Raw genomic sequence first — 21,325 nt, forward strand, 5'->3', positions numbered from 1 at the left:
CATTATCTAGAAATATCTTGAGACGTCCAAGTATTTTCTTTATTACTGGACTCTTATTAGAGAGTAAAACTAAGCCTGAGATAGGGCTTAAATATTAATATACGAGGGGATATAAGTATCTTTATAATAAGTCACCTAGAAAAACAATGTATTATTGTATTTTTTTACTAACTAATTCAGCTTTAAGCGATAAAAACAATGGCTACATGCTAACTGTAAAATATTATCCATATAAAATTATTCCTCTTTAATATTTCTGAAAATATAAAAATATTAATTTTATAAATATACACGTTATAATGAGGGCGTCGAGAGAAATTTTATTATCTCTGGAGAAAATATAAAAAATGCGATTATTAGTAAGAAAGGTGTGTGATTAGAGGCGAAATGTATGTAATGTGCTTCAGTGGCTTGTGTAAGCAATATCATCAGTGCTACCGAAGTTATGAAAGTAATGTATAGAATTGAGAAAGAAACGCCTCGCAAATGAAGAGAGGCCGGTTTAGCTAAAATTACTTTTAAAAGTAAAAAAGAGAAACCATTAAAGTAATACACTGTTATTAGAAATGTTGCAACGTATTTATGAAGTCTATTCTATATTGTTCTCTTAAGGGGTCTTTATATAAAGAGCGGATATTACGAGTAAACTTTTTTGTGAACGCTAACAATTATATTAGGACGCTAATTAGCGAATGTTTCAATTTGGATTCATTATGATGAAGGACATACAATGTGGGGCAACTTGTAAGGAATTCATTTTCCGAAAAGGGAATATTTGTTAGGTGCAAAGAGAGATGCAGGAATAGATACAAGGGGGAGTTATTATATGAACGGGAATACTGCAAAGAAAATAGAAGTTCAAGCTGAAAATACCGCACTAAAAAATGAGCAATATGCAGATCCGAAAAAGTGGCATAAGCAGGATACTACATGGGCACTCAGTCTATTTGGAACTGCAATTGGAGCAGGGGTGCTCTTTTTACCGATTAATGCAGGTTCAGGTGGTTTATTATCTTTACTACTAATTACATTGCTTGCATATCCAGTTATGTACTACTCACATAGGGCACTTGCTAAAATGATATACGCTTCTAATTCTGCTGATGAGGGGATCACAGGTACAATTAGAGAGTATTTCGGAAATAAAGCGAGTATCGTTTTTAACATCGTATATTTCGGTTCAATTTATACAATCGTACTAATGTATTCGGTTGCGCTTACAAACACTGCAAGTAGTTTTATCGTGCATCAATTGCACATGCCAGAACCTCCAAGAGCTATTTTATCACTTGTATTAGTTCTTGGTCTTATCGCTATACTGAATTTTGGTCAAGATATTACTGTAAAGGTAATGAGTATGTTAGTGTATCCTTTCATAGTTTCTCTACTGTTTATCGCAATATCTTTAATTCCACAGTGGAATACGTCAATGCTTAGTTTTTCAGCTGTTTCAACTGCTTCAACAGGAACAGGCTATTTTGGGACGATATTGATGATTCTACCAATCATCGTATTCTCATTTAATCATTCACCTATGATTTCATCATTTGTTGTGAAACAGAGAGCTACGTATGGAATCGAAGCCACTGATGCTAAATGTGCGCAAATACAAAAGGTTTGTTATATCATGACATTCGCTGTTGTTATGTTCTTCGTTTGGAGTAGCGCATTGAGCTTGACTCCAGATGATATAAAAATGGCAAAAGAACAAAACTTATCAATTCTTTCATATCTTGCTAATGAGCTTAATTCGCCTGTAATCACTATTGCAGCTCCAATTATTGCTTTTGTGGCTATTACAAAGTCTTTCCTTGGCCATTATATAGGAGCATTTGAAGTAATGCGTGACATGATTATTAAGTTTGGTAAATCACGTGGAAAAGATATTGAAGAAAAAACAATTAAGACAATAATTCTTACTTTTGTTGTATTATCATGCTGGTTTGTTGCTTATACAAATCCAAGTATTCTTGGACTTATTGATTCTCTAAGCGGTCCTTTAGTTGCTGCTATCTTATGTCTATTACCGATGTATGCGATTCAAAAAGTGCCAGTACTAGCTAAATACAAAGGGAAAATGAGCAACGTATTTGTTATTATTGTAGGTGTACTTACTGTCTTAGCAAGTATTAAGTCATTATTCTAATTCACTACTGTTGGTTTTAGTATCAAAATAGTTGGATCTGAGAAAATAAGGAGCAAGTTTTGAATAGTTTTTTTCAAAACTTGCTCTTAAAATATTCTAAGGAATTAATTTTACAAATAAGTTTATTCATATTAGTCATCTAGCGTTTTGGTCATATACTCATCCAATATTATCAAGACTTAAATCGGAAAATTTTAAATATCAAGCGCCTAACGTATTATATATCCCTAATATGTTAGGCGCTTTTATTTTGGATAATAAATTTTGAACCTGAATTTGAATAGTATATTTCTCTATTTGATGCTTATTTAATATTGTAAAATTTGTATTGAAAATTCGAGGTTTTAAAAGTATCATATACATATTCAAACATTTGAAGATGTATATGATACTTTTTGAAATTGAGGAAAAGTAACGGAGGGATTTCAATGGGAAACGAAATGCAACAATTTAAAGCAGATTTCTTTAAAGCCTTAGCACACCCTTTGCGAATAGGTATTTTAGAATTATTGTCAGAAGGTGAAAAAAGCGTAAACGAAATTCAAGATATTTTAAATAAGGAAGGCTCAGCTGTTTCTCAGCAATTAAGTGTACTACGTTCAAAAAATATTGTTGTTGGTAGGAAAGATGGAAAAAGAGTTTTATATTCTTTACGAGACCCTATTATTGTGGATTTATTGGTGGTTGCACGGAAGATTTTTAACAACCATTTAATTGATGCGATTTCAATGTTAGAAGAGCTAGATGGAGCAGAAAGTGAAATGATGGCTAAGGAGGGATAGGTTGAGTATTGAGGTTAAGAAAGAAGATATCATCCAACATGGAATTGAAACATTTCGCTCATTAGGAGCTCATTACGTTTGTGAAGTTTGTATAAAAAGTGGAAATTCTTGTTGTTTTTCATGCCAACATTTACAAGATGGAGTTGGATGTCGAAAAAGAAATACTGCTTGTACAGCTTGGTTATGTGGAATTCAAGGTTTTTTATTTGATCAAATAGGATTACTGGATGAATGGAATCGTTTTTGGAGTGAAATTCCAGGACAAATGTTTCGTAGAGATATTACTCCAGATAAGGTAAGGATTAGATCGTTTATTGATACGAAGAAGCTAGATAGTCGAGCCGGAGAACGTCTAGCAGAAAGATTGAAATCCTATGTACAACAAGGTGGAGATATAGGTGAATTGGAGTGTCATTTAAGTAAAACATATAGTAAATATTAGGATGGTTTTTCTTTTTGTGAAAAGGACAATTTTCTGTATAAGGGACCGAGAAATACATTTGTAATCCAGATCTATTAAAAATAGAAAAGAAGGGTTTGTAATGAGAAAGTTATTTACAGGAAGGTTTGAAGGATATTCATTAGCACATTTTCAAAAGGATCTTCTTTCAGGAATGATTGTTGGAGTTGTTGCGATTCCACTTGCTATGTCTTTTGCCATAGCCTCTGGTGTTAAGCCAGAGTATGGGATTTATACAACCTGTATTGCTGGAATACTCATTTCACTGTTTGGTGGTTCGAAGTATCAAATTGGAGGACCTACAGGTGCTTTTGTTCCGATTCTTTTAGGAGTTGTAATTACCTATGGATACGAAAATTTACTACTCGCGGGTTTGTTAGCTGGAATTATTTTATGTCTTATGGGAATCTTCAAGCTAGGCTCTTTAATTAAGTTTATTCCACGTCCTGTAACAATTGGTTTTACTTCAGGTATTGCTGTTATTATCTTTACGGGACAAATTGCTAGTTTTTTAGGTTTAACAGGTATAAAAAAGCATGAGGAATTTCTAGCGAATTTGAAGGAACTCTTCACTCATATCAGTACTACCAATTTTTATAGTGTTATAACTGCTTTGATTTGCTTTTTTGTTATACTCATAACACCAAAGATTTTACCAAAAGTGCCTGGTTCATTAGTAGGTGTTGTTATTTCAACTGTAATTGCAACTGTATTTTTCTCAGGTCATGTACCTACTATTGGTACAGCATATGGCACGATTCCAAATACAATTCCTCAGTTTGATATACCAGAAATCACATTAGAACGTATAAAACAGTTAATTGGTCCTGCATTTGTTATTGCGATGCTCGGTGGAATTGAGTCGCTTTTATCCGCTGTCGTGGCAGATGGTATGACAAATAGTAAACACAACAGTAACAAAGAGCTTGTCGGTCAGGGGATTGCAAATATTGTTACCCCGTTATTTGGCGGGATTCCAGCAACTGGAGCAATTGCTCGTACAGCGACTAATATTAAGAGTGGGGCTGTATCTCCGATGTCGGGTATTATTCATGGGGGATTTGTGTTATTGACACTTTTACTGTTAGCTCCATATGCTTCACATATTCCTCTTGCTAGTATGGCTCCCATTTTAATGGTGGTAGCTTGGAATATGAGCGAACAAAAACATTTTTATCACATACTCGAAATGAAGACAGGAGATTCCCTTGTATTACTAGTAACATTTTTACTTACTGTATTTACTAGTTTAACAACAGCTGTGGAGATCGGTCTTATTTTAGCTGTTATTTTGTTTACAAAACGTATGAGTAATATGCTTGTTATATCTAAAGTGCTTCCTGATCATACAAAAAAGAATGAAAAATTGTTATCGCATGTGGTAAATAAAGCTCATGATTGTCCACAAATTAGTATTTATACAATAGAAGGCCCATTATTCTTTGGGGCTGCTCAAACATTTGAACAAAATATTTTAGCGAGTATTCATTATAAACCTAAAGTTTTAATTTTACGTATGGGAAAAGTTCCTTTTATTGATACCACAGGAGAGTCTTACTTTAGGAATATTGTTCAGCACTTCAAAAAACAAGGTGGCGTACTTCTTATTTCTGGAATTCAATCAGAGCTACAAGCCAATCTAGATAAGAATGGATTGTACGCTGAAATTGGGAAAGAAAACTTTTTTGATCATACCGGGGAAGCAATTAATTGTGCTTTAGGACATCTGAATACAAAAAAATGTATAGGGTGTAAGCATTTTGCTTTTCATGAGTGTACAGGGCTTTCTCAGCAATCTCAGGAAATCAATACAATAAAGAATAAAGTAAATGCATTAGATTTTTAAAAATTTCACTTCACATACAAAGTTTGTTTGATTTAATCTACTTTTCCATCATTTTATTAAAAAATAGAGAAGAAGAAAGTTTGCTTTGGAGAATGTGGAGAAGATTTTTTACAAGGTGTGAACAAGTAGTTTTTTTATACATTTAACAAATAAGTATCAAACAGTAAGAAGAGAATATTTTCCGTATATTTAAACGGAAAAGGGAAATTAAAAATAATATTTATTTAATAGAATACACGAAAACGAGTGGAGGAAATAAAAATATGTCTAATTTACCAAATTGTCCAAAATGTAATTCAGAATACACTTACGAAGATGGGAATCTTTTTGTTTGTCCAGAATGTGCTCATGAGTGGACTTTAGAATTAGAAGCTGAAAATAGTGAAGATACAAAGATAATTAAAGATGCAAATGGAAATATTTTAAACGATGGTGATTCTGTAACAGTAATTAAAGATCTTAAAGTAAAAGGAACTTCATCAGTTGTAAAAATTGGTACAAAAGTAAAGAGTATCCGATTAGTTGATGGAGATCATGATATTGATTGTAAAATTGATGGTTTTGGAGCTATGAAATTAAAATCTGAATTTGTTAAAAAGGTATAAATACAATTTTGTTACATCAAAATTAGTTTGAAGTTAATGAATATACACTGTTTTTCAGCTGTACCCTGTGCCCAACAACTTAAGAATTTCGAATTACCTCGAAATGATAAAATGAACTTTTGGTTATGATTCAGCAGATTTTTTTGGGGAGTACCATGAAATTTTAGCTTGCTAGCGATATAGTGCTGCCGAAATATTTGAAATAGCTATAAGACTATTCTTTCGATGGTATGATGAAAGATATGGAAAAGGAATAGGTGTCAATCAGACCCCAATATTAATCTTGACCATTAGCAACAAAAAACCACCTCTCATAAAGGTGGTTTTTCAGTATTAATATATTTTAATTAGTCACGTCTAAATGGCCCTTTTGGAGCAATTAGCTCTAAATTAGTACCATCTGGCTCACAGAAGTAGGAAACTCCTGTACCAAATCCAGATTTCTAGCCGTCTTCTTGAAAGATAATTGATTCGTCATATGGGTGCTATCCCATGCCCATCAAGCTAACAAAATGGATTGCCTCTGAAACAAAAAAATTTTATTACTATAAAAAACGTAAAGTATCTGTTTTTAGAAAAAATTAATTTTTATAAATTGATGGAGATGTAACTCAATTCTTTTATATATTTAGTTAAATATGATTGTCAGAATGAATTTAAAGTAATTATGATTTCTAGAAATGCGAACTGATGTTTTGAATTGGTTTAAAGTTACTGGAACAAAATAAAACCAATTGAGCAAAAAAATTTGCAAAAATAAAAAGAGAGATGTATATTAATTGATGTATCAATAATTGATACATCAATTAATATTTTGACAAGAAAGAAAAGGAACATTTTATGAAGGAAATGTTCGTAAATATCAGTGGAGAAGAACGCAAAATACTTATTCATGTTCTATTACAGATGCAAAAAAATGTAGAGAATATTAAAGAATAGAGAGTGTAGGGGGGCAGAATAGTGTGGAAATAATCGCAGCTATTTTAGTCGGGATCGTAGCATTAGAACATTTGTTTATCATGATCCTTGAAATGTTTTTTATTGATTCAAAAGTAGCGAAACGTGCTTTCAAATTACCGAAGCATTTAGAAGGAGATCGAAACGTAGCCATTATGTTTGCAAACCAAGGTTTATATAATGGATTTTTAGCGGCTGGTCTCATTTGGGGACTTGTACTTGGGCTCAATCCAATTGGTTATATGATCCAATTATTTTTCGTGATTTGTGTGGTGATAGCAGCTATTTTCGGAGGTTTCACATCTAATAAATCAATTATTGTGAAACAAGGACTTCCGGCTGTTTTAGCACTGATTGCCCTTTTATGTATGATATAGAATCAAAGTTTCTCAATAAAAGAACTCATTTTTGAAAAATACGCTATTCTTTCTGTAGAATTATAGGAAAGGATGGCGTTTTTGTATGCCTATTTCTATAAGTAGTGAATTATAACTATTTCCTCAAGGGACTCAACTGCTTTTCAGCTTTTGGATATATTTTCATCCATCTTTGTTTCCTCCTATTGTTGGATAGTGTAATAATTGATAAAAATTTTGATGAAATTGAATTATAACGACTGATCAAAAAGTTAGTGATTAAAAATATTATTCTTTAGTACATACATTTTTAAGATGTTAAATATATTTCATAATAGTCTCTGTAAGATAGGGATAAATAGAATAGTACTTTAAAGTACCTATAGCACTTTAAAGTGCGTACTTTTTATAACTTTGAATATCATTCATAATAGCACCAGTAAGAAGAAAACAAGCTTTACGGTACTACTAGTTACCAACGATGTTACAGCAGTTTATTTAGAATCAGATTGATTGAAGGGTTGTACTATATGGCCTAATAATTTCGAAAAAATGTCGGTGTGGCATAAAACAATTATGGAGGTTAAAGATATGAGCACTTCAAATTTGAATGAAATAAGTAAACAAATTTTAAAAGAGGAGGAAACACTTCAATTTTCCTCTTTTACAAATGAAGATGCCTTGCAACTAGGTTTATTTATCGTTGAAACAGCAAAGCGAGAGGGGAAATTGATTGCTGTGGATATAACGAAAAATGGTGTGCAATTATTTCATTTCAAGATGACAGGGACAAATGAGGAAAATACGAAATGGATTGAGCGTAAAAAACGAGTCGTTTCCCTGCATGATCGTAGCTCGTATTATATGCAGATACAAAGTGAAATAACTGGAATTTCATATAATGAAAAATATCTTTTAGATACTTCAGAATATGCTGCGTTTGGTGGATGCTTTCCTATCAGAATAAAAAACGTAGGGGTTATTGGAATGATAACAGTTTCAGGATTACCACCAGAAGAAGATCACGAATTGGTAGTAAGAGCAGTTAAAAATCATTTGAACCAATAGTTGTAACGAGTGAATAGATAATTAATTTTAGGGGGCAACACTATGCCATTAATTGAGCTAAATACTTGGCCAACCATGTCAACAGAAGAAAAGAAGGAATTTATTTATCATGTAACGGAACTTACAATAAAACTATTAAAAATTGTCCCTGACAAAATTCAAGTGTTGATAACGGAACTTGAGAAAGAAAATTGGGGGAAAGCTGGGGCTGTAGCAAGTGATGCTACCTTTGCTGAGAAAAGTAGGGTGTCCGATTGGGAGACAAAAGAGTCTTACGATACACCAGGTTGTAATGTTAATGGAATGGCTATTATTAAGATTGATATATGGAATACATTTGATCAAGAGACAAAGGATAAGTGGGTAAAAGAACTTACACAAGTAACATCTAAATATACTCATGCCCCTTTGGATAAAGTGCTAATTCTTATTCGTGAAATGATTCCAGGGAACTGGGGACAAAGTGGGGTAACAGGATCTAATGCAGATTTCCTTTCCAAAAGTCGTACATTTTAATCGTTAAATAAAAAAGGCAAAAATGAACATATTTCTGTTCGTTTTTGCCTTTTTATTATTTGTCTGTGGTAATGAACATGATCATTTATATGTTTAAGTAATGTCCTCTAAAGTTGCCTCTATGGGAAAGTGTATTTCTTCATTTGAAAGTCTTTTTCATGGAATGTAGATTTCAATTTTTGAGCAAAATAAGTTAGGTTATATAAATGTTACTTTTTAGTACCTATAGTACTTTAAAGTACGTACTTTTTATTATGTTAAATATCATTCATAATAGCACATGTGAGAGGGAAATAAGCTTTATGGTACTAGGAATTAACTATGTTACTTTTTAGTACCTACAGCACTTTAAAGTACGTACTATTCATTGTATTGAATATATTTCATAATAGTACATGTAAGAGAGAGACAAGCTTTACGGTACTAAAAAGTACCTATAGTACTTTAAAGTGCGTTCTTTAAAAAAAGAATGAAACCATTCATAATAGCGTTTGTAGAGATTAAATATGTTTTTTAGAAGATAAAAGGGCCTTTTTATCATACTATTATGATGGGAATTATAGGGAAGAGGGGGAGCTCAATTGAATTCATATACAGCATCGTCTTCAGAAGTTCAGACGAATCGAAGAAGTATATTTGCGTTATTAGCGCTAGCAATTAGTGCGTTCGGGATTGGGACAACTGAATTTGTTAGTGTCGGTTTATTACCATCTATTTCGGAAGATTTACATGTATCGGTTACAACAGCTGGTTTAACAGTTTCTTTATATGCGTTAGGTGTAGCGTTTGGTGCTCCAGTATTAACGTCATTAACAGCTAATATGTCACGAAAAACGTTATTAATGTGGATTATGATTATTTTCATTATTGGTAACGGAATCGCAGCGGTAGCAACAAGCTTCACTGTATTACTTATTGCGCGAATTGTTTCTGCACTTTCGCATGGTGTGTTTATGTCAATTGGTTCAACAATTGCTGCGGCACTTGTCCCAGAAAATAAACGGGCTAGCGCGATTGCGATTATGTTTACTGGCGTAACAGTTGCGACTATTACAGGTGCACCAATTGGAACATTTATTGGTCAACAATTTGGCTGGAGAACATCATTTTTAGCAATTGTAGTAATTGGAATTATCGCCTTAATTGCAAATAGTATTCTCATTCCATCTAATATGAAAAAAGGTGCGTCTGTATCATTCCGCGATCAGTTTAAATTGATTACGAACGGAAGACTGTTACTAGTTTTCATTATTACTGCATTAGGATATGGGGGAACATTCGTAACATTTACGTATTTATCTCCGTTATTACAAGAGGTAACAGGATTTAAAGCAAATACGGTTACTATCATTTTATTAGTGTATGGAATCGCCATTGCGATAGGGAATGTGATTGGCGGAAAATTATCGAATCATAATCCAATTCGAGCGCTATTCTACATGTTCTTTATTCAAGCGATTATACTATTTGTTTTAACATTTACGGCACCATTTAAGGTAGCTGGGTTAATCACAATTATTTTAATGGGGCTATTCGCATTTATGAATGTTCCAGGGTTACAAGTATATGTCGTAATGTTAGCTGAACGATTTGTACCGAGTGCTGTCGATGTTGCATCGGCAATTAATATTGCAGCGTTTAATGCTGGGATTGCTCTTGGTGCTTATTTAGGCGGTATTGTAACGAACTCGTTAGGGTTAATTCATACAGCTTGGGTAGGCGGCATTATGGTAGTAGGTGCTGTTATTTTAACAGCATGGAGTATGACATTAGAAAAAAGAGATCAAGTAAAATAAAAGGAGAGAAAATAAAATGAAAAATTTACAAAGTAAAACAGTATTAAGTAATGGTGTGGAAATGCCTTGGTTCGGTTTAGGTGTATTTAAAGTAGAAGAAGGACCAGAACTTGTAGAAGCGATTAAATCAGCAATTAAAGCAGGATACCGCAGCATCGATACAGCTGCAATTTACGGAAATGAAACAGCTGTAGGTGAGGGGATTCGTGCCGGTATTGAAGCAACTGGTATTTCAAGAGAAGAATTATTTATCACTTCAAAAGTATGGAACGCAGATCAAGGATATGAAGAAACAATTGCTGCATACGAAGAGAGTTTAAAAAAATTAAAACTAGATTATTTAGATTTATATCTTGTTCACTGGCCTGTAGAAGGGAAATATAAAGATACGTGGAGAGCGTTAGAAACACTTTATAAAGAAAAGCGTGTACGTGCAATTGGCGTAAGTAACTTCCAAATTCATCACTTACAAGATGTAATAAAAGATGCGGAAATTAAGCCAATGATCAACCAAGTGGAATACCATCCTCGTTTAACACAAAAAGAATTACAAGCTTTCTGTAAAGAACAAGGTATTCAAATGGAAGCATGGTCACCACTTATGCAAGGTCAATTATTAGATAACGAAACATTACAAGAAATTGCTGAGAAACATGGTAAAACAACAGCACAAGTGATTTTACGTTGGGATCTTCAAAATGAAGTGATCACAATTCCAAAATCAACGAAAGAGCAACGTATCATTGCAAATGCCGATGTATTTAACTTTGAATTAACGAAAGAAGATATGGAAAAAATCGATGCATTAAATCAAAATCACCGCGTTGGTCCAGATCCTGATAACTTTGATTTCTAATAGAAATGAGTAAAAAGAGTGCAAAAATTGCACTCTTTTTTTATTGAATAGACAATAAAATGTTTCTGTTTATATTATGACTTTTAAATTACTTTAGGCGAGCTAAAGAACTGATTAACAGTATTAAAGTTTGACATAAAATAATGGATTCTATATTATATATGCTATAGCATGTAAATTGCGATTTATTTAGAGGTGGCATATGGACTTATATGAGTTAACAGGACATCTTGTTCATTATACTGATGTGAAGTTAACAAATTATATAATGTAAGTTTTTAATCACATATTGCTTATAAAATTTATCTTTTGTATGCTATAGCATACAAAATGAACCTCTTAACTTGTAATGTTCAAAATTTAAATAACATAGTAGAAAATTCATGAAGCGAGGAGATTTTAGTAATGGAAAAATTCATATTAGCGTTTGATAGAGAACTTGTAATCGCAGAAAAAAAAGACACAACATGGAGCGTCCAATCGCAGTTTGTAGGTGCGAATCCAGTTGCTTTAGCTTCTGATCCATACGACCAAGAAAGAATGTATTGTGGTACTTTTGATAGAGGATTATGGAGAAGTAAAGATGGAGGAAGTTCATGGGAAGCAATTGGTACGTTGCCTTCATTTGGTGAAGTGTTCCCAGCTAATGCTATTCATATGAGAGCTATTACAGCAGTTTCTGTATCTCTAGCGAAGGGGGATGACGGTAACGGGATTGTATATGTAGGAACTGAACCGAGCGCAATGTTCGTATCAAAAAATGGAGGAGACAGCTTTGAATTGCTAACGGATTATCGCCAAATGCCATCTTATGCATCATGGTTCTTTCCTCAAAGAACATATACACACCATGTAAAACATATTGAAATTGATGCTAATAATCCAGAAACTATTTATACGACTATTGAGGTAGGCGGATTAATTAAAAGTGTAGATGGAGGTAAGACATGGACTGAGGAAAAAGAGGGGAACTATCCTCAAGATATTCACATTCTTACATCACATCGCAATGCCCCAAATCGTTTATACGGGGTGTTAGGTGATTCATTCTTGAAAGAACCAGGTCAAGAGTATGCGGAGAGTAATGATGGAGGTAAGACTTGGAACTATATGTGTAGCGGGCTAAAGCATCATTACGCATATCAAATGGCAGTTAACCCAAATGATCCAGAAAATATTATTATCGCGACATCTTCAAATCCACACGTAGCGCATGATTACAATAATGGAAATTGTGAATCATTTATTTATAAGAAAGAAAAAAATCAGTCTTGGGCAGAAATGAATGTAGGTTTACCAACTCCTAAAGGCACAATCATACCAGTATTAAAGGCAACAAGTGATGGAACGTTTTATCTGTTTAGCAATAAAGGAGTGTATCAGTCAGTAGACGGTGGTTCAAATTGGACATCATTAGAGATTCCTTGGGAGAATAGATTTATGGAACAACATCCTTATGAGATGTTAATTATTAAATAAGTGACAGGTATAGTTTTTACTACTATTCATTGGTAATGTTTAGTTGAATTTAAATTAAAAATGTAAAAAGCCAGGTAATGTGTTATTCATGCTACCTGGCTTTTTTGACCAGCAATTTAAGGTTATTTTCATATTTGTGTAAATATGAAACAAGCAGGATACATGAATAGAGAATGGGTAAAATAATACCGAATGATCACTAGATTGTATCAATGATGCTATAAGAGTTTTTTAGGTAAACTGAAGCAAGAAGCAGTGGTTTAGATTCAGAATGACTAGCAATTGGTGTTATGGAGTTCAATGGTTCAAAAATGAACTCATTTCAACTCATATTATCTTCGCAATGTATCATTTTGAAGAATATTAAAACTTAGGAGGAAATGAATTATGACAAAAGATTTCTATACTGCACTGAAAGAAAGACGTACTTACTACGGAATTAACAAAGAGGTACAAGTATCGGATGAAAAAATTAAAGAAATCGTAGAGTTTGCTGTGAAATATACTCCATCCGCTTTCAATTCTCAAACTGCGCGATTAGTTGTATTATTTGGTGAAGCTCATGATAAATTATGGGATATTACAACTGAAACATTAAGAAAAGTAGTTGGAGATGGAGATTTCTCAGGAACGCAACAAAAAATGGATTCTTTTAAAGCTGGTTATGGAACAGTACTATTCTTTGAAGATGAGTCTATCGTTAAATCGCTTCAAGAAAAATTTGCTGCATATGCTGAAAACTTCCCGATTTGGTCACACCAAGCATCAGGTATGCACCAATTAGTCGTGTGGACAGGTTTAGAAGCAGAGGGATTAGGGGCATCTTTACAACATTATAATCCATTAATCGACGATGAGGTAAAACAAGAATGGAATGTTCCTGCTAATTGGAAACTAATTGCACAAATGCCATTTGGTAATCCAACAGCTGCACCAGGTGAAAAAGAATTCCAACCACTTGAAGAGCGTGTGAAATTTCATAAGTAATATTCAAATGCAATAAAATGGAAATTTAATCAGTGGTGGTCTTACTGTCCGCAAATAGCGGGATAAGCTAACTGTATTGCGAAAATAAAACTGTTTAGTTACAAAAATTCTATTTATTATTTCTGTTAATCGAGTATGTATTAATAAAAGTTGTTAAAATCACTATTTTAATCTTTAAAGGAACAAGGTGATCGGTTTGATCATCTTGTTTCATTTCTTAAATTTTATTTATTAAAAAACGCTAGGTTTTCATAAATGCTTGAAAAACTAGCGTTTTAATAATAGGTATCTGTAATTTGATTACTTAAAACTATATACGAAAAAGCTTTTATGTTATTCCTCAAGTTCTATCCATTCCTGTGACCATTCTTCTATTCCGCGAATAATAGCTTCTAAAGCAAATCCTTTTTGAGTTAAAGAATATTCTATACGAACTGGTGTCTCAGGAAAGACTTTACGTTCGACAATTCCTTCTAGTTCTAATTCTTTCAATCTTTCTGAAAGTAATCTTCCGCTAACAGGAAGAGAAGATTCAAGCGTACAAAAGCGCTGAGGTCCAGAGAAAAGTTGGTAAATAATGAGTGCTGTCCATCGTTGACTAAAAAATTTCATTCCTTTTTCAAAGCGAGGGCATAATGTAGAATCATTCATTTTCCTTCACCTCCTAAAATAAATTATATAACATCTTACTATTAGTAACAAATATTTTTATAATTAATTACTTGACGTAAAGTAATTACGAATGTATACTCACTTACATAAAGTAACTAAGTTGTTTTATGTAACTGAAACTCTTTTCTTTAAATGGCCAAAGTTGTAATGATACATATTGCATATAAGCTGAGAGAAAAAAGAATAGCATCTGTAAAAACACTTACGTTGTGTAAGTTAAACAATAAAAAATATAACGATGGAAGAGAATTTTTAGAGATTCTCAATACTAGGAGGTACCTAATGGTTACAACAGATACAATTCATATGTTAGAAGATAAAATTCAATTTATACATCAAGATGGAAAGGATATTTATTTAGTAGGTCCTATCAAATTGCCAATTAATTTATATGGGGAGACTAAAGTTTTTCAATGGTATTCTTGGTTACAATGTAGTGAGGTTACAAATAGTGTAGAAGGAATTATTGAAAAACTCTCATCTATTAATTTAGCTGATATGCAGCAATCTAGTGTGCTTGTATATGGTGATTTTGAGAATTCTGAAGATGCCCTAATTCGTATGCATAGTATTTGTCACACCGGTGATATCTTTGGTAGTAAACGTTGTGACTGTGGATTTCAATTAAAGCAGTCTTTACAAATGATTACAGAACATGGTTCAGGTGCTTTATTTTACTTAGCGAATCATGAAGGAAGAGGAATTGGTTTGTTTAGTAAAGCTATGACGTACCTCTTGCAAGAAAATGGGTTAGATACAGTAGTAGCTAATCTGAACCTAGGTTTTGAAGATGATGTTCGAAACTATGATGATACAATTGAAGTATTAAAAGCGCTACGCTCAAAACCTGTAAAACTTATTACAAATAATCCGAAAAAATTAGAAGCGTTACAAAAAGCTGGATTAAATGTTACGAGTCGTGAACCGTTATGGGGTGATGTCTCAGAGTTTAATGAGAAATATTTGCAAACGAAGATTCAGCGTTCTGGACATTTTGAAGGGGGACACTTACATGCTTGAGCATGAATTGTATATGAAGCTAGCACTAGAAAATGCCAAGGCTATGAAGGGACAAACGACTCCAAATCCATTGGTTGGATCTGTGATTGTAAATGATAATCGAATTGTAGGGGTCGGAGCACATATGAAGGCCGGAGAACCACATGCCGAAATACATGCGATACGTATGGCTGGAGAACAGGCACGTGGTGCTACAATCTATGTAACTCTTGAACCTTGTTCTCATCATGGTAGAACAGGGCCTTGTGCTGAAGCAATTGTACAAGCAGGAATTAAGAAGGTAGTAGTTGCTACACTTGATCCAAACCCGCTTGTTTCTGGACGTGGAATTAAAATTCTACAAGATGCAGGTATTGAAGTACTTGTAGGAGTGTGTGAAGAAGAATCTAAAAAAATGAATGAAGTCTTTAATAAATATATTTTGACAAAGCGTCCATTTGTAACGATTAAATCAGGAGTTACATTAGACGGGAAAATCGCTACGTCTTCATCGGATAGTAAGTGGATTACATCTACAGAAGCAAGACAGGAAGTACACCAAATACGAAATGAAAATGCAGCCATTTTAGTAGGAGCGAATACTGTACAAAAAGATAATCCATCATTGACAACGCGTATTCCAAATGGAAGAAATCCAATTCGCGTAATCTTGGACTCAACATTACGCATACCAATGGAAGCTAACGTTGTTACAGATGGAGAAGCTCCTACCTGGATATTTACAACAAATAATCATGCAGCGGAAAAAAAGAAGGCATTAGAAAATGCAGGAGTCAAAGTATTTGTTACTAGCGGAGAAAAGCATATAAACTTATATGAAATGCTTGATGTTTTAGGGCAAAAAGGAGTTTCCTCCCTGCTTATTGAAGGTGGTGGAGAGGTAAATGCTTCGTTTATTGAAAATAAATTGATGGATAAACTTATATTATATGTCGCACCAAAAATTATTGGGGGCAGATTGGCGCCTAGCTTTGTAGAGGGGACTGGTATTACTAAAATGCAAGATGCAATTGAATTTAAGGATATATCATTTACCCAGGCTGGAAAAGATTATAGATTTATTGGCTATCCAGAATATCGGAAAATATAAGGAGAATAAAAACTACTTATATGTTCCGATAAATGGATGGCAGAATGGAGCGATGAAGAGTGAAGTTTGGATTTGATATCGATGATACGTTAATTGATTTAAGGCAGCATGCTTTTCATTTATATAATAAAAAATTAAACAAAAAAGTAGGATTGGATATATTTCATTCTTTAAAAACAATTGAAATTCATGAAGCATTTGGCATGAATTCGGAGGAAGGCAGTCATATGTGGAATAGTTTGCTGGATGAGATTTATTATACTTCTTGTTCACCGTTTCCATATGCAGTAGAGACATTACAAGAATTAGAAAGACAGGGACATGAAATATACTATATAACAGCTCGGCCTAAAGAGCATGGAGAGCAAACAAAAAAATGGTTAATAGAAAAAGGTTTTCCGGTACATGAAGATCGCTTTTTCTATGGAATGAGGGATGAAGAAAAAATACACTTCATACAAGAAATGAAATTAAACTATTTCTTTGATGATAAGCCAGCTGTCTTAGAAACGTTAATAGGAAAGCCAATAAAAGTGTATGCAAAAACTACTTCTTACAATCAACATCTCAATATCCCGCGTATTACAAGTTGGACAGAGTTAGAAAATATTATAAAGAAAGATATGTAAAGGTTTAATTAGAAAATTAAATAGAGCCAAGAGCATATTGAGTGTTACAATTTTAGAGGAAAGACATAGGTGTTATGTCTTTCCTTATTTTTTTGGGATTACAGGGAATACTATCGTTTCTTTAAAGTGTGATGTGTTAGGAGTACTTTTGATAAAGAGGAAATAGAAAAATGAGCAATAAGAAAAATATTTTTAAGCTAGTCTAGTATGGAAGCGTAATTTATATTTCAAGGATAGGTTCCTCTGTTGCTGCAATATTTGCGGATATTTTGGATGAGAAGTTCAAGAATTAATGGGGTGTGTTCATAATCATGGATTTTCAGAAAACTAAAATTACAATGTTAGGTTATTTTGATTTAGTAGTGGATGATATGCAAAATTGCATATCGCAAAATAAACATCGTAATTTTGGGATTCTTATTATAAAATACATTACTTAAACTATATATTAGAATGGAGAATGTTAAATTGGAATTATTAAGAAACAGTAAGGTTGGTGCAAAACTAAACATACTAATAGCTATATCAAGTATTGCATGTATAGTATTATCCCTAATAGGATTTTTGGGGCTAGAAAGAGGGAAAAGCACTTCTTCTAATATGTATGAGGATAATTTACTACCAATTGAGCGGATTGGGATTGTAGAATCTAATTTTTATCATGTTAATATGAACTTTATGGAAATAATGTTATCAAAAGATGAAAAAAGAATGAATGAATTAATAAGAGAAATGGATGGAATTCGTAAGGAAAATGATCATCTTTTAAAGCTGTTTGAGGCTAAAGTTATTTCTACTAAAGAAAAAGAATTATATAACACGTTTCATGAAACATTTAATGAATTAAGGACTCAAATGAAGAAAGCGCAAGAATTAGGGAAATCTAATAATGAGGAAGCATATGCATATTACCTAAAAGAGATTGAACCTAATATGCAAAAATCAATTCGTGAATTGATTTTATATAATAGTAATAATGCAGAGCTTTTACAGAAGGAAAATAATAATAGTGCTCAAAATACAATGATAATGTTTGTTAGTATTTCGATTTTAGCAATTTTAATAATTATATTAATCGGATATATTATTAAAATGACTATCCGAAAACCACTTGCGTTACTACAAAGTGATATGGAAAAAGTAGCAGCTGGAGATTTAACAACACGTACTCCTTATAAAGCAAATAATGAATTAGGGCATATTGTCCAGTCTTTTAATAGTATGTTAGATAACCTTCAACAATTAATTGCGAATGTTAAGATGACAACACAAGAGGTTATTTCTACTACAGAGGGCGTATTACAAGATACAAATCGAGCGTCTAGTATTTCAAATGAGGTTGTACAGACTGTTTTAGAAGTAAAAACAAAAATAGAAGGACAGGTAACTAGTATTCAAGAGAGCTCATCCTCAATGGAAGAAATTACAACCGGGGTGCAAACTGTAGCTGAATCTTCAGCTGTAGTCGCTGAGGTAGCAGTAACGACTACAGAACGAATAAATATCGGTAGTGAAGTGATAAATCACTCTATTCTTCAAATGAATAGTGTACATGATGTTGTCGAGGAAACATCAAAAGTAATAAATAAACTTGTTACACGTACACAACAGATTGATACAGCTCTCGCTGCAATTACAAATATTGCCGAACAAACGAATCTTCTTGCCTTAAATGCCGCTATTGAAGCGGCACGTGCTGGAGAGAATGGGAAAGGATTTGCAGTGGTTGCCGCAGAAGTTCGAGACTTGGCTGAGCAATCTAAAGAATCTGCAAAAGAAGTTAATCATTTAATAAAATCCATTCAAAAAGATACCCAAGATACAGTTAATGTCATGCAAAAAGGACAACAAAAGGCAGTAGAAGGAAAAGAAGCTGCTCACAAAGCGAATCAAACTTTCTTGTCTATTATGAGAGATATTGATAAAATTACGGGTCAAATTCAAGAAGTATCCGCAGCGACAGAAGAGATGTCTGCTGGTACAGAAGAAGTAAATGCTTCTCTTTCGCTAGTTTCTGAAACTGCAACGGATGTGAAAAAGGAGACTCTTCAAACAGTAAATTCAATTCAATCACAGGCCGTATCAATTGAACAAATATCAATCCAATCCAACAAAATGAAAGAAAAGGTGGAAGAATTAAAGGAATTGGTTTCAAAATTTAATATTACAGAATAAGATAATTTATTCAATTACAAATGTAATAACATGTATGAAAACACATGAAGACTTAAGGGGCTTCGTGTGTTTTTTTATTAAATAATGTATGAAATAATATTGGATCATTTCACGGTATTTCAAAATTTCGGTTTTGTATTCATATATGCAAAATTACATATATTTAATGATTGATAATCACGAGTTAATGTAACTATAATAATTACACTGATAAATAACTTACTGACGACAGTTATAAGTGAAGAAGGAGGGTTTTATTGTATTTTGTATATGAAAAATAGAAAAGGAGATATGCAAATGAAAAGGTTACTTGTTATAGGCCTAATGTATACAATGTTTTTCCTCATAGGAAATATACACCTGCATGCTGATGAACGAACAAATGTAAAAGAAATTACTAGTTTAGAAGAGCCTACTTGGATATTTCAGGCGGGCATAAGTAAGGGGAAATATCACGATCGACAAGATTTAGGATTTATTTTGAAGAGAAATACACCATTAAAGGTAAGACAAACGAATCCTAATTTTAAAGACAAATTAACATTACGTTTATTGTCTAATGACTCAAAAAATGAAAAATCCATACAAGTAGGAAATGAATGGGTTACTATCCAAGGTGATACGCCTTTAGTTCCTTTCATAGATACTCCGTATGGTGAAGAGCACGCTGTACTTGAGTACCAACTAGGGAATGAAAGTGCTACTAAACCTCTTCCGATTTATAAACAACAAGGAAGTGTATCTCAATTTTTTAGTACATGGGATCAATTTGATGGAGAGTATGCGTTAATTCAAGGGGAGAGTTTTCAATTATTTGTACCTAAAAAAGATAAAGAGTTAGTAAGATCTTTAAAAGATTTTCAATCGTTGGATGAGTTAATTGCATATTATGAAGATATTTTTGCGATGTATGATTCAATTATTGGTTTAGATGGCTCAACGGTTGAAAATAAAAAAAGTCAAAATCGTTATTTCTTAAAAGCAGATATATCTGGTGCTGGCGGTGCCTATTATGGCGTAAATTGGACAGCCAATAGTACAGATAGTACAAAGATGTGGTTAGATAAACTAAGTTGGGGAACTTTACATGAAATCGCTCATGGATACCAAGCTGGTTTTGATAATCAAGGAATATTTACAGGAGAAGTTTCTAATAATCTATTCGGTGTTCAATATCAATATAGTAAATATGGAAAAAAAGCAGATCAAGTTGGTTGGTTGTTTAATTTCGGGAAGAAGGAACAGGTAGAACGGAATTTATACAATGCTTTAATGAAAGAAAATAAAAATTATGATGACTTAGATTTACGACAAAAACTTATTCTTTTAACGATGGCGAAACAAAAAGCTGGCAATGAAGCTTTTGCAAAAATGTATCAAGGTTATCGAAAACTAGCTAGTAATGCTGCTTTTAAAAAAGGTGACCATTCTTTACCAGATTTAATGAATCAGTATTATAGCGAGAATGTACAAGTTGATTTTACACCCGTTTTTGAAAGATGGGGCTTTAAGCTTAATCATAAACAAATAGAGATGAATAGGGCGAAAGGTTATCCGGCAGTTACTTCTTTAGCGTATATAGTGCCTGAATCACAATTAGCTAAGGCGAGAGCTCTAATTGATCCTGATATTCCGATAAACTCTAACTTTGAAATAGTTACGAATCAGCAAATTGCTTCACTTGGGTTAAAAGGGAATTTGCATATCCATTTAAATACAAATGAAATAGATACATTGAAAGACCAACTATGAAAAGTCAAGGGGACATTTTCATAAAATATTGCTAGAGGATTTTGAAAATAAATCCACTGGATTCGATAGGAAGTGGCTAAACGTCTTCATAAAGTATTCATACAACGCTATATCATTTAACTATTGGTTCATC

17 protein-coding genes and 2 pseudogenes are annotated in these 21,325 nt (G+C 33.0%); 17 read left to right on the plus strand and 2 right to left on the minus strand.

Features of this window, described 5'->3' with window-relative positions; all coding sequences use genetic code 11:
- Positions 1 to 826: 826 nt before the first annotated feature.
- From MR168_RS24920 to MR168_RS24940, 5 genes are all read left to right on the plus strand, one after another.
- The gene (locus tag MR168_RS24920) at positions 827 to 2,146 is read left to right on the plus strand and encodes an aromatic amino acid transport family protein (protein ID WP_086411418.1); all 1,320 of its coding nucleotides are present in this window, start codon (positions 827 to 829) and stop codon (positions 2,144 to 2,146) included.
- Between the two features lie 428 nt (positions 2,147 to 2,574).
- Positions 2,575 to 2,928, plus strand: a complete 354-nt coding sequence (locus tag MR168_RS24925; RefSeq protein WP_006924203.1) for an ArsR/SmtB family transcription factor — start codon at positions 2,575 to 2,577, stop codon at positions 2,926 to 2,928.
- A gap of 1 nt (position 2,929) precedes the next feature.
- Positions 2,930 to 3,370 (plus strand): hypothetical protein, encoded by a 441-nt coding sequence (locus MR168_RS24930; RefSeq protein ID WP_000021461.1) that lies wholly within the window; start codon positions 2,930 to 2,932, stop codon positions 3,368 to 3,370.
- Positions 3,371 to 3,470: 100 nt separating this feature from the next.
- A complete protein-coding gene (locus tag MR168_RS24935) occupies positions 3,471 to 5,234 on the plus strand; it encodes a SulP family inorganic anion transporter (protein ID WP_242291571.1) in 1,764 nt (587 codons plus the stop codon).
- Between the two features lie 263 nt (positions 5,235 to 5,497).
- Positions 5,498 to 5,839 carry a zinc ribbon domain-containing protein YjdM gene (locus MR168_RS24940; RefSeq protein ID WP_086411415.1) on the plus strand — a complete coding sequence of 114 codons (342 nt, stop codon included), beginning with the start codon at positions 5,498 to 5,500 and terminating at the stop codon, positions 5,837 to 5,839.
- 347 nt (positions 5,840 to 6,186) lie between these two features.
- Here MR168_RS24940 and MR168_RS24945 read toward each other — a convergent pair.
- Positions 6,187 to 6,306 (minus strand): annotated as a pseudogene (locus tag MR168_RS24945) (VOC family protein); the annotation flags it as partial.
- 495 nt (positions 6,307 to 6,801) lie between these two features.
- Between MR168_RS24945 and MR168_RS24950 the strand changes: the two are divergent.
- The 7 genes from MR168_RS24950 to MR168_RS24980 all read left to right on the plus strand — a co-directional run bounded on the left by MR168_RS24950 (position 6,802) and on the right by MR168_RS24980 (position 13,854).
- Positions 6,802 to 7,173 (plus strand): DUF1304 domain-containing protein, encoded by a 372-nt coding sequence (locus MR168_RS24950; RefSeq protein WP_078994367.1) that lies wholly within the window; start codon positions 6,802 to 6,804, stop codon positions 7,171 to 7,173.
- Positions 7,174 to 7,704: 531 nt separating this feature from the next.
- Entirely contained in the window at positions 7,705 to 8,220 is a 516-nt protein-coding gene (locus MR168_RS24955) for a heme-degrading domain-containing protein (protein WP_113304360.1), read from the plus strand.
- A 42-nt stretch (positions 8,221 to 8,262) separates the two neighbouring features.
- Positions 8,263 to 8,736, plus strand: a complete 474-nt coding sequence (locus MR168_RS24960) for a tautomerase family protein (protein ID WP_086411412.1) — start codon at positions 8,263 to 8,265, stop codon at positions 8,734 to 8,736.
- Between the two features lie 581 nt (positions 8,737 to 9,317).
- Positions 9,318 to 10,532, plus strand: coding sequence for an MFS transporter (locus tag MR168_RS24965; RefSeq protein WP_001089896.1), 1,215 nt, complete (start codon positions 9,318 to 9,320; stop codon positions 10,530 to 10,532).
- Positions 10,533 to 10,548: 16 nt separating this feature from the next.
- Positions 10,549 to 11,388: an aldo/keto reductase gene (locus MR168_RS24970; RefSeq protein WP_086411411.1), complete on the plus strand. Its 840-nt coding sequence runs from the start codon at positions 10,549 to 10,551 to the stop codon at positions 11,386 to 11,388.
- Positions 11,389 to 11,793: 405 nt separating this feature from the next.
- Positions 11,794 to 12,867 (plus strand): WD40/YVTN/BNR-like repeat-containing protein, encoded by a 1,074-nt coding sequence (locus MR168_RS24975; protein ID WP_086411410.1) that lies wholly within the window; start codon positions 11,794 to 11,796, stop codon positions 12,865 to 12,867.
- Between the two features lie 387 nt (positions 12,868 to 13,254).
- A complete protein-coding gene (locus MR168_RS24980) occupies positions 13,255 to 13,854 on the plus strand; it encodes a nitroreductase family protein (protein ID WP_016123059.1) in 600 nt (199 codons plus the stop codon).
- A 333-nt stretch (positions 13,855 to 14,187) separates the two neighbouring features.
- Here MR168_RS24980 and MR168_RS24985 read toward each other — a convergent pair whose 3' ends face one another.
- Positions 14,188 to 14,505, minus strand: a complete 318-nt coding sequence (locus MR168_RS24985; protein ID WP_001000102.1) for a winged helix-turn-helix transcriptional regulator — start codon at positions 14,503 to 14,505, stop codon at positions 14,188 to 14,190.
- Between the two features lie 303 nt (positions 14,506 to 14,808).
- On the opposite strand from MR168_RS24985, the gene MR168_RS24990 reads away from it, so the two are divergent.
- The 5 genes and pseudogenes from MR168_RS24990 to MR168_RS25010 form a co-directional block, all read left to right on the plus strand.
- A complete protein-coding gene (locus MR168_RS24990) occupies positions 14,809 to 15,546 on the plus strand; it encodes a GTP cyclohydrolase II (protein ID WP_086411408.1) in 738 nt (245 codons plus the stop codon).
- Entirely contained in the window at positions 15,539 to 16,636 is a 1,098-nt protein-coding gene (ribD, locus tag MR168_RS24995) for a bifunctional diaminohydroxyphosphoribosylaminopyrimidine deaminase/5-amino-6-(5-phosphoribosylamino)uracil reductase RibD (RefSeq protein ID WP_048655681.1), read from the plus strand. Before MR168_RS24990 ends, ribD begins: the two co-directional genes overlap by 8 nt.
- 59 nt (positions 16,637 to 16,695) lie before the next feature.
- Positions 16,696 to 17,265 carry a 5' nucleotidase, NT5C type gene (locus MR168_RS25000; RefSeq protein WP_078386523.1) on the plus strand — a complete coding sequence of 190 codons (570 nt, stop codon included), beginning with the start codon at positions 16,696 to 16,698 and terminating at the stop codon, positions 17,263 to 17,265.
- Between the two features lie 468 nt (positions 17,266 to 17,733).
- Positions 17,734 to 19,440, plus strand: a complete 1,707-nt coding sequence (locus MR168_RS25005; RefSeq protein ID WP_242291572.1) for a methyl-accepting chemotaxis protein — start codon at positions 17,734 to 17,736, stop codon at positions 19,438 to 19,440.
- A 297-nt stretch (positions 19,441 to 19,737) separates the two neighbouring features.
- Positions 19,738 to 21,180: pseudogene (locus tag MR168_RS25010) on the plus strand (M60 family metallopeptidase); the annotation flags it as partial.
- Positions 21,181 to 21,325 lie beyond the last annotated feature (145 nt).

Origin of the sequence: Bacillus cereus group sp. BfR-BA-01356 (assembly GCF_022663635.1) — a bacterium.
In the GTDB taxonomy this organism is placed as follows: domain Bacteria; phylum Bacillota; class Bacilli; order Bacillales; family Bacillaceae_G; genus Bacillus_A; species Bacillus_A cereus.